Source organism: Facklamia sp. P12937, assembly GCF_050409505.1.
In the GTDB taxonomy this organism is placed as follows: domain Bacteria; phylum Bacillota; class Bacilli; order Lactobacillales; family Aerococcaceae; genus Facklamia.
In genome coordinates, this window is sequence record NZ_JBNUPI010000009.1 from 21,386 (window position 1) to 37,364 (window position 15,979).

The 15,979-nt window shown below is 36.0% G+C and carries 18 protein-coding genes and 1 pseudogene; 8 read left to right on the forward strand and 11 right to left on the reverse strand.

Features of this window, described 5'->3' with window-relative positions; all coding sequences use genetic code 11:
• Positions 1-118: 118 nt before the first annotated feature.
• The 6 genes from ACQV2R_RS04520 to ACQV2R_RS04545 all read right to left on the reverse strand — a co-directional run bounded on the left by ACQV2R_RS04520 (position 119) and on the right by ACQV2R_RS04545 (position 5,938).
• Complete coding sequence (locus tag ACQV2R_RS04520; protein WP_428891872.1) at positions 119-1,882, reverse strand: DUF1002 domain-containing protein; 1,764 nt, start codon at positions 1,880-1,882, stop codon at positions 119-121.
• Positions 1,883-2,033: 151 nt separating this feature from the next.
• Complete coding sequence (nusB, locus tag ACQV2R_RS04525; protein WP_428874282.1) at positions 2,034-2,474, reverse strand: transcription antitermination factor NusB; 441 nt, start codon at positions 2,472-2,474, stop codon at positions 2,034-2,036.
• Between the two features lies 1 nt (position 2,475).
• Positions 2,476-2,901 carry an Asp23/Gls24 family envelope stress response protein gene (locus ACQV2R_RS04530; RefSeq protein ID WP_428875302.1) on the reverse strand — a complete coding sequence of 142 codons (426 nt, stop codon included), beginning with the start codon at positions 2,899-2,901 and terminating at the stop codon, positions 2,476-2,478.
• 11 nt (positions 2,902-2,912) lie between these two features.
• On the reverse strand, positions 2,913-3,974 hold the full coding sequence (locus tag ACQV2R_RS04535; RefSeq protein WP_428874280.1) for a M24 family metallopeptidase: 1,062 nt from the start codon (positions 3,972-3,974) through the stop codon (positions 2,913-2,915).
• A gap of 40 nt (positions 3,975-4,014) precedes the next feature.
• Positions 4,015-5,724, reverse strand: coding sequence for a ribonuclease J1 (gene rnjA, locus ACQV2R_RS04540; protein WP_428874279.1), 1,710 nt, complete (start codon positions 5,722-5,724; stop codon positions 4,015-4,017).
• Between the two features lies 1 nt (position 5,725).
• Positions 5,726-5,938 (reverse strand): DNA-directed RNA polymerase subunit epsilon, encoded by a 213-nt coding sequence (locus tag ACQV2R_RS04545; protein WP_428874278.1) that lies wholly within the window; start codon positions 5,936-5,938, stop codon positions 5,726-5,728.
• A 189-nt stretch (positions 5,939-6,127) separates the two neighbouring features.
• Between ACQV2R_RS04545 and comGA the strand changes: the two genes are divergently transcribed.
• The 8 genes and pseudogenes from comGA to ACQV2R_RS04585 all read left to right on the forward strand — a co-directional run bounded on the left by comGA (position 6,128) and on the right by ACQV2R_RS04585 (position 10,516).
• The gene (gene comGA / locus ACQV2R_RS04550; protein ID WP_428874277.1) at positions 6,128-7,180 is read left to right on the forward strand and encodes a competence type IV pilus ATPase ComGA; all 1,053 of its coding nucleotides are present in this window, start codon (positions 6,128-6,130) and stop codon (positions 7,178-7,180) included.
• On the forward strand, positions 7,158-8,204 hold the full coding sequence (gene comGB, locus ACQV2R_RS04555) for a competence type IV pilus assembly protein ComGB (protein ID WP_428885208.1): 1,047 nt from the start codon (positions 7,158-7,160) through the stop codon (positions 8,202-8,204). Before comGA ends, comGB begins: the two co-directional genes overlap by 23 nt.
• Before the next feature lie 12 nt (positions 8,205-8,216).
• The gene (comGC, locus tag ACQV2R_RS04560) at positions 8,217-8,561 is read left to right on the forward strand and encodes a competence type IV pilus major pilin ComGC (protein WP_428874273.1); all 345 of its coding nucleotides are present in this window, start codon (positions 8,217-8,219) and stop codon (positions 8,559-8,561) included.
• The gene (gene comGD, locus ACQV2R_RS04565) at positions 8,561-9,007 is read left to right on the forward strand and encodes a competence type IV pilus minor pilin ComGD (protein ID WP_428875304.1); all 447 of its coding nucleotides are present in this window, start codon (positions 8,561-8,563) and stop codon (positions 9,005-9,007) included. The genes comGC and comGD overlap by 1 nt, the downstream gene beginning before the upstream one ends.
• Entirely contained in the window at positions 8,979-9,332 is a 354-nt protein-coding gene (locus tag ACQV2R_RS04570; RefSeq protein ID WP_428891873.1) for a pilus assembly FimT family protein, read from the forward strand. The genes comGD and ACQV2R_RS04570 overlap by 29 nt, the downstream gene beginning before the upstream one ends.
• Positions 9,292-9,399: pseudogene (locus tag ACQV2R_RS04575) on the forward strand (prepilin-type N-terminal cleavage/methylation domain-containing protein); the annotation flags it as partial. The gene ACQV2R_RS04570 and the pseudogene ACQV2R_RS04575, both read left to right, overlap by 41 nt.
• 9 nt (positions 9,400-9,408) lie before the next feature.
• Positions 9,409-9,774 carry a competence type IV pilus minor pilin ComGF gene (locus ACQV2R_RS04580; RefSeq protein ID WP_428874297.1) on the forward strand — a complete coding sequence of 122 codons (366 nt, stop codon included), beginning with the start codon at positions 9,409-9,411 and terminating at the stop codon, positions 9,772-9,774.
• Positions 9,764-10,516 carry a hypothetical protein gene (locus ACQV2R_RS04585; RefSeq protein ID WP_428874270.1) on the forward strand — a complete coding sequence of 251 codons (753 nt, stop codon included), beginning with the start codon at positions 9,764-9,766 and terminating at the stop codon, positions 10,514-10,516. Before ACQV2R_RS04580 ends, ACQV2R_RS04585 begins: the two co-directional genes overlap by 11 nt.
• A 51-nt stretch (positions 10,517-10,567) precedes the next feature.
• Here ACQV2R_RS04585 and smpB read toward each other — a convergent pair whose 3' ends face one another.
• The 5 genes from smpB to rlmN form a co-directional block, all read right to left on the reverse strand.
• Positions 10,568-11,035: an SsrA-binding protein SmpB gene (gene smpB, locus ACQV2R_RS04590; protein ID WP_428874269.1), complete on the reverse strand. Its 468-nt coding sequence runs from the start codon at positions 11,033-11,035 to the stop codon at positions 10,568-10,570.
• A 61-nt stretch (positions 11,036-11,096) separates the two neighbouring features.
• A complete protein-coding gene (gene rnr, locus ACQV2R_RS04595; protein ID WP_428891874.1) occupies positions 11,097-13,445 on the reverse strand; it encodes a ribonuclease R in 2,349 nt (782 codons plus the stop codon).
• 20 nt (positions 13,446-13,465) lie between these two features.
• Entirely contained in the window at positions 13,466-14,236 is a 771-nt protein-coding gene (locus ACQV2R_RS04600; RefSeq protein ID WP_428876150.1) for an alpha/beta hydrolase, read from the reverse strand.
• 126 nt (positions 14,237-14,362) lie between these two features.
• The gene (gene secG / locus ACQV2R_RS04605) at positions 14,363-14,596 is read right to left on the reverse strand and encodes a preprotein translocase subunit SecG (RefSeq protein ID WP_090290184.1); all 234 of its coding nucleotides are present in this window, start codon (positions 14,594-14,596) and stop codon (positions 14,363-14,365) included.
• A gap of 164 nt (positions 14,597-14,760) precedes the next feature.
• Positions 14,761-15,900 (reverse strand): 23S rRNA (adenine(2503)-C(2))-methyltransferase RlmN, encoded by a 1,140-nt coding sequence (rlmN, locus tag ACQV2R_RS04610; RefSeq protein WP_428874266.1) that lies wholly within the window; start codon positions 15,898-15,900, stop codon positions 14,761-14,763.
• Between the last annotated feature and the right edge of the window lie 79 nt (positions 15,901-15,979).

The window sequence follows — 15,979 nt, forward strand, 5'->3', positions numbered from 1 at the left end:
CTCTCTTGATATCATTCTTTTCTATTTTAGCACAATCTAATTCAGAGAACTAGAAAACAAAAAGAACCAGGCAATCATTGACCCTGGTTCTTTTTATAGCTTAAGACCATCTATCAGTTTACACTGGATCGACACTCTCTGTCTCTTCAGTTGGAACTGTCTCATCCACGCTTTCTTCACTTGGTGCTTCTTCCTCAAGAAGTTCTTCTGTTGGCTCTTCTGCAGGGGTTTGAGTTTCTACAGAATCAACTGGCTCTTCAACCATTTCTTCTAAAGTTGTTTCTTCTTCAGTGGATTCAACTGGTGTGTAACCAGGAATCCTATAATCAACTGGGATTTTATTAGCAATATAATTATTTTCAACATTGACACCATAAACAGCATTGAAATCATAGGTATCCTGATTTAATGGCACAGCTTCTAATGACGCTGGATCCACTTCACTAATTACTCCTGTTTCTAAGTCATATTCAAAACGAGCTAATCTAATCACCTTAGAATGTGTTTCCTCTGCTACAGATAGATTAATCACTTTATCATCCTGTTCAATATCAGTAAACGTATAGACCTGAGGAGCGTATCCTGTGGCATTAGCTATTAACTGAATAATCTCAGCTAAAGCTGCATCAGAAGTTTTAAGATTTTCAGCTTCTTGTAATTTAGCCATCCACTGATCTTTGATTGGTTGGAATTCGAAGCCTTCACTTTCAGCTAGTGCCTTTATATTTCCTTCAAAGGTTGCTGTATATTGATAAAGCAATTCTCTAAAATTATCTAACTCTGCTTTCGTTTCAACTGTTAAATTTGGTTGAATCGCTTCAAGAATAAAAGTATGAGCATAGATATCATCTACACGGATCCCCTGATCGACTGCTTGCTTGAAACGATTGTATAAAGCAGGTAAAATTTCGTGATACTTTTCAGTATCAGAAAAATCAGGTGTTTCTACTGCTTTAATTTCATCAATAGTCATTTTAGGCTCTAGTTGAGCAAGAATATTGTCCCATTTTTTGTCTTCGATTGATGCATCTAGTTGTTGAACAGTGTCTTCATTAGCAGCAGCATCGGTCTGGGCAAAATCATTGGCATATTTCTCTAATTCTTGCTTCGTTTGATTAGAAATCTTTACATCGGTAGCAACTGAATTATCGACAACATTGCCATCGCCTTCAATATTAGTGTTATTAATAACATTATTTACAACTGTGTTTACAATTTCAGTCGAGTTTACTTGACCATTATTTTGAACTTGAGCAGCAACTTCTTTCTTAATTTCAGCAATAATTACGTTTACTTGTGCATCGGTTAACCCTGTTTCAGTCTTAACATTATTTACGACAGAAATTTCTTTTTGTGCCGTTTGCATGTCATGCTGCTTAACTTCTACACCTTGTGACTCTAATAGAGCGTATAAGCCAGTAAGTGCCCCCTCACCCGTTACAGGTAAAAAACTACCAATTTTTAATAAAGCATTTTGAGCCCCTGCAGTAATAGCTGCATTTTGATAGGTTGTCGCTGAAACAGCAGTGATATTTTCAGGCGTTACAATTTGAACTTTAATTCCTGTACCAGGTGCTTGAGGCTTAATATATACGGACGAGTATACATCTGTTGAAGCATCTGATCCAATGTTTAAATAGCGATCAATCATCACACCGTCAACATAAATTGTATTCTCAGGAGTTACCTGATTAGCGCCTAATAATTGAATGGTTTGTTGGGCTTGTTGTGAATTTAAAGTCGCTCCTAAAGCTAATTTTTCTACTTGCAAAGTTTGCTCAGCCTGTTCAACTGCCATAGCTGATTGGCTAATCAAAGGCATACTGGCTGGAAAAGTTGTTAAAGCAGCTAAAGCAAGTAGTAAAACTTTTTGTTTTTTCATAATTTTATGCTCCTTTTAAATTAATATGATGACACTTTGATTATATCCATCCTAAAATACTTATACAAGTTATACCCATTTCTTTAATAAATTCTTATAAGAAAAAAGCCAGAAAAAGAATAATTTCTTCACATTCTTCTTCTGGCGCCATTTAGATTTGGTTAGCTAAAAGTTTAGCGAGAACACCTGAGATAAATTGTCGTGATCGATCATCTGAAAAAGTCTTAGATAATTCAATCGCTTCGTCAACCGCTACTTTGGCTGGAACTTTCTCTTCGTCAATGAAGAGCACTTCAAAAAAAGCTAAGCGTAAAATGGTTAGATCAATACTTGCTATTCTATCAAGAGTCCAAGATTGGCTGAGATATTGTTTAATCATATCATCTAACGCCAACTGATTGTCTCTTACTCCTCTAACTAAGGTTATTAGATAAGAATCTATCTCACCTGAGTATCCCTTCTCAGGATCATTACCGGCTTCTAAAGCGAATTCTACAGCATCCTCACTTTGAAACTGGTCACTAGCAATTACTAATTGATATAAACTCTGGACTGCTTTTTCTCTTAGCTGATGACGTGATAATTTTTTCATCCTATTCTCCGATTTCTTTTTCGCTATTCCTAATAGTTTTTAACTCTGAATTCATTTTTGGTTCTGTATCAATCGATTGGACATGAACATTCACTTCACTGACGATAAGATCTGTCATGTATAGAATTTGTTCTTTAACACGTTCTTGAATAGCAGCGGCTATAACTGGAACTGTTTTACCGTAAGCAATGCTTACATTAATATCAATCGAAATACGGTCTTCAATTTGACGCATTTTAGCATTAACACCTGATCCTTGAATACGCAAAAATTTTCCTGCTTCTTTTTTTTGTGATGAACTAAGTACACCATCAATTTCTGAAGCAGCTTTGGCTGCAATGTCTTCCAAGACACCCATCGTAATATTAATTTCGCCTAAGTATTGTTCGCTGAGAGATTCAAATGCGACAGTTTGTTTATTTAACATCCTTTAGCCTCCTATATAATTATTAATTCTTTGGGACTACGGTTGATTGGTATTACACGATCTGCTTGCACAATTAAATCATCTTCAATGCGAACACCACCGATACCTGGTAAGTAAATACCGGGTTCATCAGTAATTACCATGTTCGTCTCTAAAACCGCTTCAGAACGACTAGAGACTGCAGGTTCTTCATGGACATTTAAACCGACACCGTGGCCAGTAGAGTGTCCAAAGTACTCACCATAGCCTTTTTCCGTAATATAATCACGAGCTATCGCATCTACTTCCTTACCAGTCATGCCAGCTTTAGCCTCTCTGATTACGCGTTGATGTGCTTCAAGTACAATTTCATAGACTTCTTTCATTTTATCTGATATCGATCCTACCGCAATCGTACGAGTCATGTCAGACGAATAACCTTTATAGTAGCAACCAAAGTCTAGCGTCACAATATCGCCATCTTCAATCACTTTTTCACTCGCTACACCGTGAGGCATGGCAGAGCGTTCACCTGAAGCGACAATAGTATCAAAAGACATGCCTGTTGATCCTTTATCCTTAAGAAAAGCTTCTAACTCATTAGCAACCTGAATTTCAGTTACACCAGGTTTAATAAAGGTTAAGATATGTTCAAACGCTTGATCGGTAATTTCACATGCTTGTCGAATGGTCTCAAGTTCCGATTCATCTTTAATTAAGCGAATTTTTTCGATTAACCCTTGACTTGCTTTAATATCTGCTGCAAATAGATCTTTAATTTTTAGATATTGACTGACATTCATATTATCTGCTTCTATGGCTAGTGTTTGAACCTTTTCTTGATCGATTAAGTTTTTAACTTCTTGATCTACTCCGTTTTGATGGATAACAACTGTTGCAGACTTAACTTGATGACTAGCTTGAGTATTGTAACGGAAATCGGTAATAAAGAAGGCCTTATCTTGAGTTACAAATACGGCACCAGCCGAGCCGGTAAAGCCGGTTAAATATCTTATATTTAACATATCCGTTACATAGATTGCATCGAATTTTTGTTCTTTAAGTGATTGACGTAATTTGTTGATTCTATACATATGATCGCTCCTTTACTTGTTTTAACTCTAATACTAACTGCTACTTCGTTTGATGAGGTCTTACCCCTTTATTAATATCTAATAAAATCGGCATAATCATCGGATTTCTCTGCGTCTTCTGATAAATAGCCGGTTCTAATTGACTGAGCAATAGATCTCGCACGCTCCGTTCATTTATATTAGCGCCTGACTCATTTAAGCCGCGGTTGATAATTGCGCGCGCCTTATTTTGAATATCATTGATCAGGTCTGCTGATTCTCGCATGTAAATAAAGCCTCGAGACATAATATCCGGTCCGGCAATCAATTGTTTAGCTTCAAAGTCAATAGTAGCTGAAACAATGATTAGTCCTTCTTCTGACAGAGCTTTACGGTCTCTCAGTACAATGTTACCAATATCACCAATACCATTACCATCGACATATACATCCTGAGCAGGAAAGCGTCCTGCTACACGAGCAGAGTCGGCAGTAAGAGCTAGAACATCGCCATTAGACATAATAAAGCAATTTTCTTTTGGAATCCCAGTCATCTGAGCTAATTCCGATTGGATTTTTAACATGCGATATTCCCCATGAACTGGCATGAAATATTTAGGCTTCATTAAACGGTGCATTAATAATTGCTCTTGCTGACCACCGTGACCAGAAGTATGAATATTATTGACCTTTCCATGAATCACTTTGGCACCTTGCTCGCTTAATTGATTGATGACACGGTTAACACTCATAGTATTTCCTGGAATAGGTGAAGAAGAGAAAATAACGGTATCATTAGGTTGAAGCGAAATTTGTCGGTGCGTACCATTAGCGATACGGCTTAAAGCTGCCATTGGCTCCCCTTGTGAACCAGTACATAGAATTAAAATCTTATTAGCAGGATATTTATTAATATCTCTTGGTTCAATGAAAATATCTGCCCCTTTGTCATCCACATAACCTAATTCTCTAGCTGTCTTAATGGAAGATTCCATCGAACGACCGAAAACAATTATCTTACGACCTGTCTCATAGGCTGTCATTACGACTTGTTGCAATCGAGACACATTGGATGCGAAAGTAGCGAAAATAACGCGTCCTTCTTCTTTTTGGATAATGTTGCGAATCGAACGGCCGACAATTTTTTCTGAATTAGTAAAGGTTGGTACTTCGGCATTTGTTGAATCACCTAGTAATAATAGGACTCCTTCTTCACCAATTCGTGCCATCTTATGTAAGTCGGCTGGTTTGCCTACCGGTGTGAAATCGAACTTATAATCTCCTGTAAAGACAATATTTCCAGGAGGTGTTTTAACTACCACACCATATGCTTCTGGAATGGAGTGAGTTGTTAGATAAAAACTAACGCTTGTTTTACGGAAACGGATCACAGAATCTTCATCAATTTCATGAATTTCTGCATCACGCAACAGTCCACGTTCTTGTAATTTATTACGAATTAAAGCTGAGGCTAACTTGCCAGCATAGATAGGCACGTTTATCTCTTTCAATAAGAATGGAATTCCACCTATATGGTCTTCGTGACCGTGAGAGATAATAACTCCCTTAATCTTATTACGATTTTGTAATAGGTATTGATAATCAGGAATGACATAGTCAATACCTAACAATTCGTCTTCTGGGAACATCACACCAGAATCCATAATGATAATTTCATCTTGAAATTGGACGCCATACATATTCTTACCAACTTCATTTAAACCGCCTAAGGCAAATACGCCTACTTCATTATTTTTAATATTTACTGACATCTTAGAACTCCACCAACTTAAAGCCTGCTTGTTCTTTTTCATATGCCAAATGCGCCTCATCTAAGGCTTGGACATATTGGATGTTGTAAGATGTATTTTGAGTCACTTTTTCAATCGCTTCTACGCGATTTTCTGCTTCAAGATAAAGGGAAAGTGTCCTTTCTCTTGTTGGAACTTGATCTTTACTTTCTTGGTACATTACTTTAAAAATCATGTAATAAAACTCCTTTATTATTTTTTATTTCAACTGGTGGGTGAGCTAAACACTCGTTGTCAATTTATTCTATCATACTTTCATATATAGGTATAGTTAGACACTGAGACGCTTATTTGAGAAAAAATATAAGCACCCTTTTAACCTTTATCTTGTATTTATCATTAGACTAATCAAAAGGGTGAGTTGATGATCGAAGAACTTTCTAAATCATTGATTAACGAGGCCATCAGTTTGTTGGCTTCCGATATTCATTTCATGCCAATAATTGATAACTATCAAATCTTCTTTCGAGTCAATGGTCAACTCCACTTCCACAAAAATGTCCCTTTAAGTCTAGGAAGAAAAATAATCGCTCATTATAAATTTTTAGCCAATATGGATGTCGGTGAAAAAAGACGGCCCCAATCAGGTGCTTGTCCGTTTAAGATCTCAGAAGAACAAACGATTGAATTAAGATTGTCCACTATTACTAACGTCAACCTCATAGAGTCCTTAGTGGTTCGAGTGATTTTTAGTAAAATTCATAATTTTCAACAAATCAACAGCTACTTTCCCAATCAAATTGACCGCATTCGGAAATTAATTAGAAGAAAATCAGGGATGATTTTAATTTCTGGCCCAGTCAATTCAGGTAAAACCACGACGATCTATCAACTTTTAAGAGAAAGAATGAATGAAGAAAAGTTACAAATTATTACTATGGAGGACCCTGTAGAAATCAAAGAAGCTTCTTTTTTACAAACGCAGGTAAATGAAAAAATAGGTATTTCTTATGACCTACTGATTAAATCATCACTCAGACATCATCCCGATATTCTTTTTATTGGAGAAATTCGGGATGAGGAGACGGCGCGTATGACTTTAAGAGGTGCATTAACCGGGCATTTGATGATTGCAACGATCCATGCTAAAGATACTTTCGGAGTGATTGCGCGTCTTAAAGAGTTAACCATTAGTGAGCAACAATTAAAACAATCTCTCATTGGTGTCATCTCACAAAGACTAGTGCCTCGCTTTTGTCCTTTTTGTAAAAGTAGTGTTCAAGTATCCTGCAATCATATTCCTAAAAAATTTCACCGAGCCGCTTTGTTCGAAATATTAGATGGCCAACAATTGAAAGAATATTTGAATCATTTTAATTTACCTTTAAACTTCTCGCCCCTTAATCACCAACTAAGAAAGGCATGGGCCTATGGATACATCACTAAAAAAGAGTATGAACACTTTGAAGTTCTTTAATAAAGAAAAATTGCTCTTTAATCAAGAGGAAAAAATATATTTTTTACAGGTTTTAGCTGAAATGCTTGATGAAGGTTTCTCAATTTATCAAAGTCTGCAATTTATGAAAATACTATTACCTAAAAGAATTTTAATTATTAATCAAATGCTGGAAAAATTAAATGTAGGACAAAGCTTTGATCAAGTTCTTTTAAACTATGGGTATTCAAACCGAATTGCCGCTCAATTATTTTTTGCTCAAAGACAAGGCCGATTTATTCAAGCGCTTTTTGAAATTGTAAACCATTTAAAAAAGATTAGAAGCTATCAAAAAAAATTAATAAAAACACTTATCTATCCCTGTTTTTTAATGCTTTTTCTCTCCTGCTTATTGTTTGCAATGAGACATTGGATGCTTCCACATATTTTATCCTTCATCGATCAAGAAATTTTAAAAACTCATTTATTAGCTCGTTATTTACTCATTCTCTTTACCTTTCTTCCACAAATTAGCATCAGCTTTTTAGCAGTCATTTTAATTATTTACTTAGCTATTGATTTTTATTTATTAAGACTCCCTGTTATTAACAGATTTCAACACTTAGTTAAGATACCTCTCTTTGGAAAGCTAATTAGGAAATATGTATCCTATCGTCTAGCTGATGAACTTTCATATTTTTACGCAGCTGGCTTTTCCATGCAAGAGACACTAGATCTTTTAATCTCATATCCCATTGATCCTTTAATCAGTGAAATAGCTGATTATCTGCAGCAACAATTTTTGGCTGGGAGCGAGTTGAGCGATTCATTAGAAAACATGGGTATTTTCACTAAAACACTTAGTTTAGTCATATATCAGGGTGAACTAACCAGTCAGACCGGTCAAAAATGTAAGCTTTATGCTAAAAAAATATTTGAGGAGGTGGTCGAAGATCTTAATAAGAAGCTCACTTTAGTGCAACCCATACTGTTTTTAATTATCGCTATTATTGTAATGGCCATGTACCTTGTTCTAATGTTGCCGATGTTAACCATGGAGATATGAAAAGGAGCTATTATGAAAGAAAGAACCATCAGAAAAGTCAAGTCTTGTCAAATATTAAAGTCTAAAAGAGCGTTCACACTTATCGAAATGCTAATTGTTCTTATTATTGTTTCACTATTAATGGCTATTATTATTCCCAATGTTTCTGGCCAAAAAGATCGTATTGACCAACAAGCAGTTGAAAATATCACAGAGATTGTTGAAACTCAAGCGGATGCCTATTATCTAGTAGAGGATACCCAAGAGCCTTTAAGCTTAGAAACTTTGGTTGCTGAAGGTTACCTCACTCAAAAGCAAGCAGACGAAGCGACTGAGAGAATTGAAGCTGAAGTCCTCAGTCAAATACTGACCCCTTAATGAAATCAAAAAATCAATCAGCCTTTACCCTAATCGAAGCTTTGTGCGTACTTTCAATTTTTAGTATATTGATGATTTTGCTAATTGCTTTACCCTATCAACAATTAAAAGCTGATTATCAGACAAAAGTTTTTAAAGACCAACTGAAGAGTCAGCTACATTTAGCTCAAGATAAAGCAATTATTGATCAAGATCCAGTTCAGATTGTCTTTAGTAAAAGAGGAGTAGTCTACTTCTGGCAAGTAGAATCCCGCAAAAATTTTAGTCAACTCAAACTCCCTAAACATTTAAATTTACTTAATTCTTTTTCTTTTTATTACTTAAGTAGTGGTCGTATTAATGATTTTGAAACTGTTTACTTTGAAAATGCAGAAGGCGATAATTTTGAGCTTGTTTTTCAACTAGGAAGTGGTCAATTTGTTTTTAAGGAGCAAAAAGGGAAGTAGTCTAATTGAAGCATTAGTAGGTTTATTGATCTTGTCTTGGATTTTGAGCTTTTATTTACCCAGTTTTAACCAAGAATTAAGGACTTTTAAACAATTAAAATCAGAAAATAATGAATGGCAATTATTTTATCAACTGGCGGACATTCAACTTTCTGATTTAGATTCAATAAAAAAAGAGACACTTATTCAATCTACAATGGAAAGTTACCAATTATTATTTTCAGTCGAGGTTGATGATTTTTCATGCGACACTAATTCCTGTCAAATAGAGTTTAAGAGAGGGAGTGCCTATCAGATTGAAATTCAAGCTATTCAAACCTTATAAACAGTCAAAATGGGCCTTCACTTTAATTGAGTGCCTTATTACACTCTCTATTGTTGCTTTAATAATGAACACTCTCATGATAAGTGTTTCACATTACCGCAAATTAGATGAAAATATGCGGCAAGATCGTTCGCTAGATTGGCAGCACTTCACACTGATGATGGAAAGTGAATTTGATCATTTTTTAATTATAGGTGTCTCTGAACAAGAAATAAATCTTTGTCTCAAAGAGGATTACTATGAACAGAGCTCAGTCATTTTAAGAAATCAAAAGATTTATCGCAGACCCGGACATCACCCTTACCTCTTTCAAGTAAAATCTTGGCATCTAAATTCCGAAAAACCTTTTATAACAATCTCCGTGGAGCTAACCAATGGTCAAATCTTCTCACATACCTTTCATACTGATTACATAAGAACGGAAGATTTTGATGAAACATAAAAAAGGGCTTATCCTACCAATGGTATTATGTTTTATGATGTTAAGCCAAGTTATATACTTAGGAGTCATTCAACTTAATGCTCTCCAAAGACAAAGAATCCACCAGTCAAATAATTATTACCAATTACAAATTCAAACTCTTTTAACAGATTTTAACCTGCGTCCTGTTCTCCAAGACCAATGGACAAAAAGCATAGAAGAATCTATTCAAAGAGAATGCCAACTTCTACAAAAAGAAAGCTTAAATGACTTGGGCCTGTTTACAAGTGATTCCTTAATTCAAACAGTCAACTTAATCGAAGTTGATACTTTAGACATTGAGTCTTTACTTTTACTCTATAAAACGCTTATTTTTATAGAATATCCATCCAATTTTGAGTCAAGCTTTTCAATAATAGAAGCTGATGGCGAATGGTTAGCTAATGGCCAAGTGACTCTTTTTCCTAATTCTTCTAAGGAAAGCTCTTTCGATGCTAGTCAAATATTCCTCAGTTCGCAAGGCTATCGGCTAAACAAACAACTTACTAAACAAAAAGAATCGCAATGGGTAGGAACCATTGAAAAAGAGTTTCAGATTGAATTTAATTCAGGAACAAGTAAGGTTTTAAGTTCTAGGGACGAATTAATTTTCGACTCAAGGCTTTCTTCTGGTGAGTCATTCGAAAAGAAACAAGACTTACCTCAACTAAATTACCTCCTCCAATGGCATGGGAATCTTTATCAGGATTCTAAGGCCAGTTAACGAAGAAACAGCAAGCATTCTCAAATCCTCCAGAGTGCTTGCTGTTTTAATTTATCTTACTTTGAGAGCCCGATCAATATCTCGCTTAGCTTGTTGTTCTTTGAGCGCCTGTCGCTTATCATAGTGATGTTTACCACGTGCAACTCCTATTAATAGCTTAGCTCGACCCCTAACTAAATAAACCTTTAGGGGAACAATGGTCATTCCCTTCTGACGCGTTGCTTGGTCCATATCCACTATTTCCTTATGGTGTAATAATAACTTTCGATCTCTTAAAGGATCATGATTAAATAAATTACCATGGTCATAAGGACTTATATGAACATTCTTTACCCAGGCTTGGCCCCCATAGATTGAAATAAAGCCATCTTGAATATTTATTTTTCCTGCTCGAATGGATTTAATTTCTGTTCCTTTGAGGACTAAACCCGCTTCATAAGTATCAATAATCTCATAATCATGTCTGGCCTTTCGATTTTGGGCCAGTGGTTTATCGTGTACTGCTTTATTATTTGCCATAAAATCTCCTTGCTAGTGCTAGGAGTCTATTTTACATCACCTACTAGCATCTGATGGACTCCTAGTATTTCTTTTTCTTAGTTCTTTTTGCTTTCTTAAAGTTTCCCTTAGCAGAAATTTTTTTACCTGCTAAATTTTTACCCATTTTAGGATTCGCTTTATTTGATTTGTTTTGTCTGTTCGATTTATTCTTTTTCTTATTTTTTGTTGAAGATTGAATGATTTTTGGATCGATACCTTCTACTGCTTCTGCTTCAATTAGCTTAAAATCAATTTGTCGATCTTCGATACTGACATTACCAACCTCTATTTTAACCCTTTGCCCGATTCTAAAGATTTTATGTGTCCGCTCACCAATCAACAGCATGTGTTCTGGATTAAAATGATAATAGTCATCATCTAAATTTTGAATAGAGACAAGTCCTTCTACTGTATTGGGAAGCGCTACAAAAATTCCAAAAGAGGTAACCGATGAAATAGTTCCCCAGAAACTTTCTCCAACTTTATCCATCATATACTCAGCCTTCTTGAGAGCATCAGTTTCTCTTTCTGCATCAACCGCCCGGCGCTCCATTTTAGAAGCATGAGTCGCTATAGCTGGCAGTTGATCTTCTAACTTAGAAATCTCCTTATTTGAAGGATTGCCTAATAAATATTGACTAATTAGACGGTGAACAATCAAATCAGGATAACGGCGTATTGGCGAAGTGAAATGTGTATAGTCTTCTGCTGCTAAACCAAAGTGACCTGCTGCTTCATCTGAATACTTGGCTTGTTGCATCGACCTTAGCATCATAGTTGAAACAGCTTGTTCGTAATCTTCACCCTTGACCTGTTTAAGCGCCTCTTGCAAGGCCTTCGGTGCCATATCTTCAGTATTTCCCCTAAGAATGACCCCAAAACTTGAGATGAATTCCGCAAAACGGTCTATTTTATTAGAGTCTGGCTGCTCATGAATTCGATAGATAAAGGGTAGCTGCTTAGCTAAATAATCTTTGGCCACCGTTTCATTAGCAGCTAGCATAAAGGATTCAATTAAGCGTTCACTAGTAAACCTCTCACGTAAAACAATCTCTGTCGGGTGTCCTTTTTCGTCTACCAAAATCTTGGCTTCAGGCGCATCAAAATCGAGTGCTCCTCTATGTCGACGCATCTGATAGAGAATATCATGTAACTCAGCCATGTCCTCCAACATAGGAACAATTTCTTGATAATCTTGTCTTAAAGTTGGATCACCATCTAAAATAGCATTCACATCTGAATAGGTCATCCGATAGGATGAATGAATGACTGATTTGAAAATGCGATGCTTAATTACTTGCCCTTGATTATTAATCACCATCTCACAAGTTAGACTTAAGCGATCCTCATGAGGATTCAAAGAACAAATACCGTTAGACAATCTTTGCGGTAACATAGGGACCACGCGATCTGTCAAATAAACAGATGTTCCTCGCTCATAAGCTTCGCGATCAATAGCAGTGTCTGGTCTTACATAATGCGATACATCGGCAATATGGACACCTAATTGGTACTCTTTATCCGAAATTTTTTCTAAACTGATGGCATCATCTAAATCCTTGGCATCTGCTCCATCAATTGTAATGATTAATTGATCACGTAAATCCTTACGTCCTTGGATTTCTTCAGATTTAATTGTTTGCTCTACGGCTTCAGATTCTTTGACCACCTCTTTTGGAAATTCGTGCGGAATACCAAATTGGAAGAGAACGGCTAGTATATCAACACCTGGAGCGTCTTTATGGCCAATTTCTTTAGTCACAAGGCCTACCATTTCATTGGGCTTATGGCTATCTGGGTATTCAGCGATTTCTACAATACAAATAGTGTGGTTAGCTGGATGAATACCATCTGGACGAATGAAAATTTTAGTCTCATCTGGAAATTCGCCTTGAGGCTTAATGTATCCTACATAGCCTGTGGTTTCACGTTCTTCTTGATTAAAACCATAAAACTCGCCAACTAACTGACTAACTTTACGGTCTATTACTTCAAGCACTTGAGCTTCCGAACCTTTGCCTGTTGTAGGATTAACATGTTTAACGATTCGAACACGGACTGTGTCTCCTTCCATGGCTCCTCCGTTTTTACCTCTAGGCACGAAGAAATCACTTTCACCTTCTTCATGAGATACAAAGCCAAAGCCTTTTTCATTCGCTCTGTATACTCCTATAACTTCTTCGTTTGAAGAAAAAGCTTTAAAATGGCCCTCAGATGTTAATTGAATTTCGCCAATTCTTTCCAAAAAGGCTAAAGCTTTAATTAATTTTTTATAATTTTTGGTTCCGCGATAATTAAAATGTTGGGAAAGCTGTTCCACCGAAAAGGAATCCTCTTTATTCCCTTGTAAAAAAACAATAATGTCTTTTTCTAGTCTAGATAAACTCAAATTTATTCTCCTCTCTCACCCTAAAAGGGTTGGGTCACTTGCTTGATGAAATCTAAAACTGATTTTTCAAAAGCCTTACGATCACGGTTTGTAGGAATGGAATGTGTATTATGTGGGAAATAATGAAAATCAATGCGTGCATTTACCAAATGATCTTGTAATAAATAAGAATCATCTGGCTCAATTAATTCATCTTGGCCTGATTGAGCGATATAAAAAGGCACCTTAACATTCACCAACTGTGAAGCGATTTCTTCTTTAATTTCTTCTAATTCTTTCATTTGTTGCCAATGGCCTGCCAATATATCATCAAACTCTTCCATAAATGTCTCTGTATCATGTCGTTGACTGGCCAAAAATTTACCTAAATGCATAAATGAGTTGGAAATATTGATCGGTTCCTCAGTCATAACCGGCGCATTAAAGATTCCTCCACCACTTCCTTGAAAATCTTTCTGAGAAATAATATCTGTAGCCATAACTCCACCTAATGAAAGACCAAAGACTAAAAGGTGCTCAAATTTTTGTCCTAGCATCCAATGATAAGCATCATTGGCTTCTTGACGCCAAATATTTGGAGAAAAATCCAAAACTGATTTGATGTCTTGTGTATCATGACCACTAAATTGTGGCACTAATACGTTATAGCCTTGGCGATTCAATAGCCTTCCTAATAGGTTCATATCACGTGTTGATCCCGTATAAGCGTGGAAGAGTAGGATCCCTACCTTCTTATCTTGACCTTCTAAATAAACCGCCTTATCAAATGGAACATTCATCACACTTTTCACTCCTAACCTCTTATTATCATTGTATCTAAACCTTGTTGGAAACTAAAGAAATTCCTCTGTTTCTAAATAAATACGCACATGTGGCCTAATGAGCCGACATGTGCGTCTATTCAAAATCTTTAACGATTATTTAGCCGATAAGTAAGCTAAAGCTAAGGCAATGACAAAGAACAGCACGCCTAAAACGGTTGTAGCACGAATTAAAAAGGCTTCAAAGCCACGTGCTTTTGATTTAACAGAGCCATCGTCTCCTCCACCTGTTAAAGTTGAAGCAGCATTACTCTTAGATGGTTGCATAATAACTAATAAAATAATCAAAATAGATACTACAATTAATGAAATCATTAAAGCGTTATACATAGTTGCCCTCCTTTATATGGACTATCTAGGAAATTATATCATACTTTCTTAAGAATGTGATAGACATCTCCGGAACTTTTAATATTAAAAGTAAAAGCCCTTAAAAACACGACCAAAGATCTTCGTTTTTGAGGGCTTATTTTAATCGCTTTAAGATTACTTTATCATTGATTATTAGACTCATTTGCCTTTGCAGCTTTACGTGCTTGTGAAAATTGACGGATTTCTTCTTTAGTCTTTTTAGCAGTTTTAGCTCTTCTTTGACGTTCGTATTGAGACCGTAACTGCCCACAAGCCGCTTCGATTTCTGTTCCGTGTTCTTTACGAACAACACAATTAACCTTGTTTTTCATTAAAATATCAAAGAATTGCGCAATATTTTCAGCCTTAGAACGCCGGAAAGAATTTTCTGCAACCGGATTATAAGGAATCAAATTAACATAAGCTAATTTCAGCATCGGTTTCAACAGATTTGCCAATTCTTTAGCATGTTGAGGTGTATCATTGACACCATCAATCATAATGTATTCGAAAGTTACCCGGCGATTGGTTTTTTCAATATATTCATAAATAGCATCAAATAATTCTTCAATGGGATATTCTCGGTTAATCTTCATAATCGAAGAACGAGTCTCATTGTTAGGGGCATGGAGGGAAACTGCTAGATTGACTTGTAAACCTTCATCAGCAAATTCACGAATTTTTGGTGCTAAGCCAGAAGTTGAGACAGTAATATGACGTGCCCCAATAGCTAGTCCCTTATCTGAATTCACAATTCTTAAGAATTTCATCACGTTATCATAGTTATCAAAAGGCTCACCTATACCCATAACCACAATATGCGAAACCTTTTCTCCTTGACCTAATTGGTCCAAGTGTCGTTGAACGTACATGATTTGAGCGACTATCTCACCTGTTTCTAGATCTCTTACTTTGGGTATCAAACCCGAAGCACAGAACTTACAGCCAATATTACAGCCAATTTGCGTTGTGACACACACTGAAATACCATAATGATGATACATTAAAACCGTCTCAATCATTGATTTATCTTGTAATTCAAACAAAAATTTAGTGGTTTTATCTTGGGCTTTCTGTACAATTTTTGCCCTTAAGGGAGAAAAAATAAATTCCTCGGATAAAGGTTCTAAAATCGTTTTGGGGATATTAGTCATCTCTTCGTAGGACGCCACATGGTGACGGTAAAGCCATTGCCAGATTTGATCTGCCCGGTATGGCTTTTCTCCTCTTTGAGCTAGCCATTCGATTAGATCGTCTAGGGTCAAACTATCTATTGATTTCACTGATAAAACTCCTCTATTTATTAAAAACTTCATGTTCAGTTTAGCACAAACAAAAGAGCCTGTCTTTATTTTATTTCCA

Coding starts and splice junctions, on each gene's coding strand:
- ACQV2R_RS04520 (WP_428891872.1), bottom strand. CDS start 1,882: ATGAAAAAACAAAAAGTTTTACTACTTGCTTTAGCTGCTTTAACAACT.
- nusB (WP_428874282.1), bottom strand. CDS start 2,474: ATGAAAAAATTATCACGTCATCAGCTAAGAGAAAAAGCAGTCCAGAGT.
- ACQV2R_RS04530 (WP_428875302.1), bottom strand. CDS start 2,901: ATGTTAAATAAACAAACTGTCGCATTTGAATCTCTCAGCGAACAATAC.
- ACQV2R_RS04535 (WP_428874280.1), bottom strand. CDS start 3,974: ATGTATAGAATCAACAAATTACGTCAATCACTTAAAGAACAAAAATTC.
- rnjA (WP_428874279.1), bottom strand. CDS start 5,724: ATGTCAGTAAATATTAAAAATAATGAAGTAGGCGTATTTGCCTTAGGC.
- ACQV2R_RS04545 (WP_428874278.1), bottom strand. CDS start 5,938: ATGATTTTTAAAGTAATGTACCAAGAAAGTAAAGATCAAGTTCCAACA.
- comGA (WP_428874277.1), top strand. CDS start 6,128: ATGATCGAAGAACTTTCTAAATCATTGATTAACGAGGCCATCAGTTTG.
- comGB (WP_428885208.1), top strand. CDS start 7,158: ATGAACACTTTGAAGTTCTTTAATAAAGAAAAATTGCTCTTTAATCAA.
- comGC (WP_428874273.1), top strand. CDS start 8,217: ATGAAAGAAAGAACCATCAGAAAAGTCAAGTCTTGTCAAATATTAAAG.
- comGD (WP_428875304.1), top strand. CDS start 8,561: ATGAAATCAAAAAATCAATCAGCCTTTACCCTAATCGAAGCTTTGTGC.
- ACQV2R_RS04580 (WP_428874297.1), top strand. CDS start 9,409: ATGATAAGTGTTTCACATTACCGCAAATTAGATGAAAATATGCGGCAA.
- ACQV2R_RS04585 (WP_428874270.1), top strand. CDS start 9,764: ATGAAACATAAAAAAGGGCTTATCCTACCAATGGTATTATGTTTTATG.
- smpB (WP_428874269.1), bottom strand. CDS start 11,035: ATGGCAAATAATAAAGCAGTACACGATAAACCACTGGCCCAAAATCGA.
- secG (WP_090290184.1), bottom strand. CDS start 14,596: ATGTATAACGCTTTAATGATTTCATTAATTGTAGTATCTATTTTGATT.